Annotated in this window: 10 protein-coding genes and 1 pseudogene; all 11 read right to left on the minus strand. The window is 65.4% G+C overall.

Going from position 1 to position 7,081, the window contains the following annotated elements; all coding sequences use genetic code 11:
• Positions 1 to 182: 182 nt before the first annotated feature.
• Entirely contained in the window at positions 183 to 695 is a 513-nt protein-coding gene (sodC, locus tag AC51BJ_RS00215; RefSeq protein ID WP_430432363.1) for a superoxide dismutase [Cu-Zn] SodC, read from the minus strand.
• Positions 696 to 795: 100 nt separating this feature from the next.
• A complete protein-coding gene (locus AC51BJ_RS00220) occupies positions 796 to 1,272 on the minus strand; it encodes a HugZ family pyridoxamine 5'-phosphate oxidase (protein ID WP_496278945.1) in 477 nt (158 codons plus the stop codon).
• Positions 1,273 to 1,277: 5 nt separating this feature from the next.
• A complete protein-coding gene (locus AC51BJ_RS00225) occupies positions 1,278 to 1,646 on the minus strand; it encodes a cupin domain-containing protein (protein WP_496278946.1) in 369 nt (122 codons plus the stop codon).
• A gap of 86 nt (positions 1,647 to 1,732) precedes the next feature.
• Positions 1,733 to 2,131 carry a cupin domain-containing protein gene (locus AC51BJ_RS00230; protein WP_496278947.1) on the minus strand — a complete coding sequence of 133 codons (399 nt, stop codon included), beginning with the start codon at positions 2,129 to 2,131 and terminating at the stop codon, positions 1,733 to 1,735.
• Between the two features lie 79 nt (positions 2,132 to 2,210).
• On the minus strand, positions 2,211 to 2,693 hold the full coding sequence (locus AC51BJ_RS00235; protein ID WP_496278948.1) for a DM13 domain-containing protein: 483 nt from the start codon (positions 2,691 to 2,693) through the stop codon (positions 2,211 to 2,213).
• Between the two features lie 48 nt (positions 2,694 to 2,741).
• A complete protein-coding gene (locus AC51BJ_RS00240; RefSeq protein ID WP_430432368.1) occupies positions 2,742 to 3,014 on the minus strand; it encodes a hypothetical protein in 273 nt (90 codons plus the stop codon).
• A gap of 44 nt (positions 3,015 to 3,058) precedes the next feature.
• Positions 3,059 to 3,337 (minus strand): hypothetical protein, encoded by a 279-nt coding sequence (locus AC51BJ_RS00245; RefSeq protein WP_496278949.1) that lies wholly within the window; start codon positions 3,335 to 3,337, stop codon positions 3,059 to 3,061.
• 407 nt (positions 3,338 to 3,744) lie between these two features.
• Complete coding sequence (locus tag AC51BJ_RS00250; protein WP_496278950.1) at positions 3,745 to 4,443, minus strand: class I SAM-dependent methyltransferase; 699 nt, start codon at positions 4,441 to 4,443, stop codon at positions 3,745 to 3,747.
• A 438-nt stretch (positions 4,444 to 4,881) separates the two neighbouring features.
• A complete protein-coding gene (locus AC51BJ_RS00255; RefSeq protein ID WP_496278951.1) occupies positions 4,882 to 5,415 on the minus strand; it encodes a hypothetical protein in 534 nt (177 codons plus the stop codon).
• Positions 5,416 to 6,244: 829 nt separating this feature from the next.
• A pseudogene (locus AC51BJ_RS00260) lies at positions 6,245 to 6,712 on the minus strand (transposase); the annotation flags it as partial.
• Positions 6,713 to 6,842: 130 nt separating this feature from the next.
• Positions 6,843 to 7,081 (minus strand): DUF4272 domain-containing protein (locus AC51BJ_RS00265; protein WP_496278952.1); only part of this gene is annotated, 239 nt, incomplete at its 5' end.

A 7,081-nucleotide genomic window follows, 5' to 3' on the forward strand; every position in this document is an offset into this window, starting at 1 on the left:
CGTGCGCAGGTTGGCGAGGGTGTCGGGCGACAGCGGCAGGCTGTCGAAGGCGGTGTCGGGGGAGGGGGAAGCGGCAGAGGTCATGCCGGATTATCCGCGATCCGGCGCCGCGGCGCCCCTGGTCAACTGTCGCAGCCCTGCGCCATGCCGCCGGGCTGCGACCCAATCAGCGGCAATGCGGCTCAGCGAATCACGCCGCAGGCCACACGGGCGCCACCGCCGCCGAGCGGGGCCGGGTGGTCGGCGTGGTTGTCACCGCCGGCATGCACCATCAGCGACCGGCCGGCCACGTCGGCCGCTTTCAGACGCGGTGCGAGCACCGGGTTGGTCGCGTTGCCGGCCGCGTCGACATAGAGCGGCGGCAGATCGCCCAGATGGCCGTCGCCCCACGGCGTGCCGTGCTTGTTGCTGCCCGCTGGATCGTAATGGCCGCCGGCCGCCAGCGCCGGCACCTTCTTGCCATCCTTGTCCATCGGCTCGCAGCTCGGGTTCTGGTGCACGTGGAAACCGTGCAGGCCGGGCGGCAGGCCCTGCAGTGCCGGGGTGAACACCAGGCCGTAGCCGGTCTCGGAAATCGTCACGTTGCCGACCGGCGTGCCGACGCCCTTTTCATCGACCACGCTGACCGGCACCACGATGTCGGCACTGGCCGCGCCGCTCGCGGCCATCATCAACGCAAGAATCATCTTTTTCATCTGACATCCTCCTTGAGCTCGTCTTTCGGATGCGACGCCATCGCGCGCGCGTCGTGCGTCAAGCATATCGTCATCGCGCCATACGGCGGACGACAATCTTTCAGGCGCGGCCGGCGACGATGTCGGCAAAGCCCGCCGCGGTGAGCGAGCGCGCCTGCGCGAAGCCGCCGACGAAGCGCGCCGACAGCACTGAAATCACGAATAGCGAAAAGTCGCCGAAGGAGAACAGCTCCGCGCTCTCCGGCAGCCGCGCCAGATAGGCGGCACGCGCGTCGTCGTGGCCGGGCGCGCCGACCGGGCAGACCTCGGCCCGGCCGCGCACGCTCAACCGCGGCAGCGCCAGCGGCGACTCGCCGGCCGCCAGCGGCGCGGTGATCAGCAGCGCGACTTCGGGGTGGGCGCGCATATCGGCGGTGTGGCTCGCCAGCGCGCTGACGTGGATGACGAAGCGTCCGTCCGACAACAGCGCACAGGGCACCATCGAGACGGCCGGCTCGCCGTCGTGCAGCGTCGCCAGCGCCGCCACCGGCTGGCGGGCCAGCAACTCGCGCAGTGCCTGGGCCTGTTCGGGCGTCATCGTGTTCAGGCGCGCCAGGGCAGGTTCATCACCGTGCCGTCGGGCAACGCCACCGTGTCGCCCAGCGGCATCGCCGACACGAACTCGCTGTCGCTTTCGGCGAAGATCTGGTGCACCGCATTCGCCGGCAGGATGAGCGTGTCGCCGGTTGTGTAGCGAACCTCCTGCCCCTCGACCGTCGCCCGCCCGCTGCCGCTGAGGATGAGCACCACCTCTTCGCCGCTGTGGCGGTGCGGCGGTGTGGCCGCACCCGCTTCCATGCGCCCGCGCCACATTTCGATCTGCCGCGCGCCGCTGGCGGGCGTGGCGACGCCGGCGATGTGGTTGCCCTGCATCGAGTGGGTCTGGTTCCGAGCGAATGAAAAGACGGCCACGGTGGTTCTCCGTAAGTGGGGCGGGAAAGCGGCGCCAGTGTGCCCCTCGGCGACCCGCGCTGCCGTGAAGCCCGCCACGCCCCCGATCAGGCCGGGCGCCAGGGCTGCACCTTGTCCTGCTCGGCCGGATCGTTGCGCGCCACCACCGCGCGCGCCGGCTGCGTCGTGCTCAGGTTCACCGCCTCGTGCGGCACGCCCGGCGGCACGAACAGGAACTCGCCGGCGCGGCTGATCACCTCGTTCTCCAGCGCCTCGCCCCAGCGCGTCAGTACCTCGCCCTCCAGCACGTAGATGCCGGTTTCGTAGCCGACATGCAGATGCGGCTCCGAGCGTGCGCCGGGCGGAATCACCACCAGATGCATCGAAAGACCTCTGGCGCCGACGGTCTGACCGGAAATGCCGACGAAGTAGGGCAGGCGCTGCGCGGTGGACACTTCCGTCGTCGGTGTGACGGCGTGTACGCGAAGGTTCTCTGCGGTGTGCATGGCATGCTCCTTCCGTGTGCCGCTTCCGGTAGTACGCGGCGAATGGCGCGGTACGGCGCCGACCGTCGACGGCGCGTCGCTAGCGGTAGCGTGCGGCGGTGATGAACTGGTTGAAGGTTTCGCACCATACGATCACCGATGAATAGTCGGACGGGTTGATCGAAGCTGGCACTGGCACGACGAAGTTGCGGAAGGTGCGAACGTCGCCGACCCTCACCATGCGGTCCTTGAGGCGCAGGAAATCGGCTTCGGTCTCGACGAACTCCGGCGACAGGTAGAGCTTGTAATCCGGGCCGGGCGCCAGCTCGCCCTCGAACACGATGGCTTCCGCGCCGATCGACACCTTGCCTTCGCCCCAGTGCAGCGCATCGCTGTCTTTCAGGTCGCGGCGGAAGTGAGCTTCATGGCGTGCCGCCGTCGCCTGTGCGGCCACCTCGTCGCCAGAGGGTGCAGGCGGCGCGATCAGGATCGGCAGTGCGTAGATGCCGAGCGCGAAGCCGACGGCGGCCGACAGGGCATGCGTCAGGGCATGCGTCAGGGCGAGGAGCAGCGATTTTTTCATGGCGTGTCCGGTCATCAGGGCGGCGGCGTCACGGAGCCGTCACCGGCGTCAGCGCCCGCAGCCGCATGGCGTGCGGCCGCGGCCGGTCTGCGTGCGCTCGCCGAGCCGCAGGCCGAGCTTCTCGGCAATCAGGCCCGATAACGCCAGCAGTGCGACGGTGAGTAGGCCCGTCAGCCAGACGGGCGGCATGTCGGCCGACCAGATCAGTCCGAGGCCGCCGAACGCTGCGCAGACGATCAGCAGCTCGAGCAGGGTGCGCCAGAAGAGCAGGATCAGGCACGCGCCGGCAAGGGTGAGGACGACGAGGACTTCGGGCGTCATGATGACCTCCGTCAGGGAACGGGTCGCGTGGCGGGCACGCTGCGCTACTCGTCCTTCGTCGGCTCCAGCACGAACACCATGCCCAGTGCCCCCACCGATACCGTGCGCTCATTCACCGTCGTGTAGGACGCGATGCCCAAGGGATGATACGTCGACGTGAAGGCCGTCAGCGCCCCGATGCCGAGCACCCCGGCCAGCGGGCTGCGTTCGGCGATGACCTCCTTGATCTTGGCGCGGTGCTGCTCGGGCGACGGATTGAGCAGAAACGCGGCGGCGGTCACTGCCGTCGCGACCACTGCGGAAATGACTGCGGTCTTGGCCATGGCGTAGTGGGCGTAATGGGCGGAAAGTGCCTGACGATTGAGAGGAAGGGGCAAGGCAGTGCATCGACCGATGAACGCGCAGGGTCAGGAACAGCGCGGACGGCGCCAGCGAGCGCCCGTGTTCCCTCCCCTCCGGTGCCTTGGTCTGCGGCACTGCATGCCGGTGAACCTTACCGCGCAGCTGATCCGGTGTCTCCCTTCACACCGTCCCCCGATACCGACGGCTCGACGACTGGCGTCCTCGGCGGCGCGCCGCTGCAATCGCGCACTACCGCAGGAAAGAAGGTAACGCTGGCGCCCTTGCCCGGGCGCGGACTTCTGCCGCCTCGACGCCGCCGTTCACCCGCGGTCCGGTTGCCCCGAAGCGGCGGCGGGCGCCGCGGCGGAAACGACAGTCACACGGCAATTCACGTCGAGCGCCTTGCGCACCACGCATGGACGAAACCTGCCTGGTAGAACCGGACGGGAGGGCTGAAACCACCGCGTCCGATAATGGCCTCGACCTCACCCGGCGGAAGAATGGCCACGTCCTTCGCCCATGCCGCGTGCGTCTTCTCGATTGCGTCAGCGGGCACCTTGGCTGCGTGGAGCATGCTCACCCAGGCTTTCAGCAAGGTGTCGTACTCGGGTGAGCCCACCGTCGACGACAGATCCGCGCTGGCCAGAATCCCCCCCGGGCGCAACCTCGCAGCGATCGACCGGAAAAAGCGGGCGCGTTCGTCCTGATCAAGAAAGAACTGCGAAACCATGAAGCAAGTGGCTGCATCATGAGGTTCGATATCGGGTAAGGACTCCAGATAGCCTTCGTGAAACGTACAGCGCGAGGCGAACGACTCCTTCTCCGCTCGCTGGCGACAGACATCGAGCATCGCTCCCGAAGGCTCCACTGCCGTGAAGCGCCAATGCGGAAACTTCCCGGCCAGGTAGGAAAGCTCCGCGCCCGCGCCCAATCCGACACACAGTATCTGGGCGCTGTCAGGCAGCCCGGAAAATATCCATTCGAGCTGAAAATGAAGGCCTTCGTGAACAGGCGCAAGTTTCCTTTGCTGATGTTCATAGCCGGAAGCCTGCTGATCAAACACGGCTTTAAGTTCGTCCTGGTTCATGTGCGGGGGCCCGATAAAGTCTGATGACGCTACAGAAACACCCCGTCGCGAGGCAAGTGATTGCTTCCGGCCTTCGCCGGCACGAGGTTGTTCACCGTCTGGCAGATGGGTTGGGCCTGGAGAAGTTCATCGTCCTCGCGGGAGATGTCGGGTGCGTGACAACCCAGTGCCGCGCTCACCGAGCCCGCGAAGGCGGGTTGCGCATGACGAAGCCCTTGCCCTCATTGTTGATCTGAACTGAACCAGGCCAGCGGAGCTTGCAACGGCCTACGCCCTCAATGTCCCGAAATACCACCACACAGGCATGGCGCATCAAGGGGTTGTCCCACGCGTGAGCGGAGTGTGCAGCGACTGCTACCGCTGACCGCTGCATTCGCGGGTTCAAGTGCAGGATGCCGGTTTGGGCCGTCGCCTGGAGTCCATCGTCAGGCGGGCCGGCTAGTCATTGCATGCCCACGGCGTTGATTCGGTGCGCTGGCAAATAAGCCAAGCCGGAGCAGGGAACGCCAACCCGAAACCTCTCGTGCCGTTCAGTCGGTAGGTAAAGGGAATCTCGTAAAGAGCAGACATGGTGCTGTGTGGGATTTCCGTGAGGTACTTTGGCACTAGCTCGCGAAGAGAGTCGGGGTAGCGGTTGTGCTCGGCGCGAAAAGAAGACAGAGCGGTCACGATCGCGTCGCCGCGACGGAAGCTTTCGGCTTTTCGATGGGTGCCCTCCACCCGCACAACCAGAGTGGTGAGTACAACCAAGGCGAGCGAATACACACCCGCGATTAGCATGGTTCGACGTCGGCCGAAGAAGCCCCAGAGAAGTGCCCCAATACCGAAAGCGGCAAAGGAGATTAGCGTGAGACCCAGTAGTGCTGCGGCGCCAACACCGAACGACCACTCGAGGTAGGCGAGCGAGAAAGCGGTTGTGCTGATGACGAGCGCGGGGACTAGGCGAGGGTCGATCCAGCGGAGGGTGCTCATGCCTTCCGGCCGCCTAGCGTTTGACGTGAGTGGCGGCCGCAGCCGAAGGCGCAGGGAACCCAAAGCGGAGCTCTTGGCGGTCCCTGCTGATGGAGGAGTTAGGCCTTAGAGGCATGCTGAAGCAGAGGTAGCGCAACCGCCGTGATGACGCCAAGAGCGAGAACGAGCCCGTAGACGACAAGCGCAAGTAGCGCTCCGCCTTTGAACTGCAAAGAGACGCCCTCAGGAGACTTCGCTCGGGGCCCCAGATACCAGCCACCAAGCAGCAGGGGAACAGCAAGGCTGAGGAGGAGAGTAAGAGGTACTGGAAAAGGATGCCCGGCCAACAAATTGAGGACCGCGCCAGCCCCGCTAACCAAGAACACTAGGAGGCCAAACACCAACGCATGAGGCCAACTCAGACGCGTTCGACGGAACAAGAATGCCGCGGCCTTCGTGAGTAGTGCATAGAGCAGAGGCGCAAGAAGCAGGGGCAGGAACTGAAGAATCATCGGACGTTATCCGCGTGAGGTCGGTAGGAGGTGGGTAAAGGCCTAACGACGCTGTAGAAATACCCCGTTCCGGGGAGAGCGGTTGCTTCCGGCGCATGCCGGCTCGAAGTCGTTCATCATCGTTTCAGCCTTCCGATCTTCGCTTCATCATCGTCCCCTGACGTCAGCGCCGGCCGCTGCCCGGCGCGCTCGAAATGGCGCCGGCCTCTCCCGCCAGCTTACCTAATTCGCGTATCCATGGTGCCCGAGCTTTTCGATGTTGTGCACCTGGCGGTACAGCTTCCACTGCCCATCCACCTTCTCCCGCCCGCGCAGCGTGAAGCGGGTGAGCCGCTTGTTGTGCCGCTCTTGGCCTTCGACGCGTTCGACGGCAGCTTCACGCCGTCGATGGCGAAGAGCTCGCGCTCGATCAGTCCCTGGCGGTCGCACACCAGCAGCACCTCGGTGAAGAGCGCTTGGGCCTCATTGCCGAGACTGCTGATGAAGTGCGCGACGGTGGTGAAGTGCGGCGCACTGTCGCCGGAGACGGCCATGAACAGCACGTTGGTGCGGCAGGCGGTGGCGATGGAGCGGGAGCTGATCAGCCCGCGCGAGTAGCCGAGCAGCACGATCTTGAGCAGCACGGCCGGATCGAAGGCCGGAGCGCCGCCAGCGTCGTTGGCGTAGCGGGCACGCAGTGCAGTGAGATCGAGGTCGTGGTCGACCAGGTGGCAGAGCGCGAACTCGAAGGTACCGGGCAGCACCTGCTGCGCGAAATCGACCGGGATGAGCTTCAGGCCGTAGTCAGGTGTCTTGAATCGCGCCATCGCAGGGCTCCGGAGAGGCGATGCGGAATCATAACAACGGCATGTGAACGAACGAAGGTGGGGAGGGGTTTTTCTACAGCCTCAACGTTGAAGCTCAGCGGGCAGCGTAGCCGTCCGCTGCAGCGACTGGTTAGGTATCAGTCGCCACCTCGTCCCCTGGAGAGCCCCCGTCGCCGATGGCCCAATTTATTCCATGGTGACGCTCCTGGATGATGCCGATATGAACCTCTGGACATTCCCGGCCATTGATTGACGCATCACGCGCCTCCCAGTGCAAGTTCAGAATTTCGTCTGCCTTTTCCACCAAGGCCTCATCCGATCTTCTTCGGGCGGACGCAATAAATTCGTTCACCGACCCCGACGTTCGCG

The organism is Methyloversatilis sp. S146-33 (assembly GCF_059552495.1).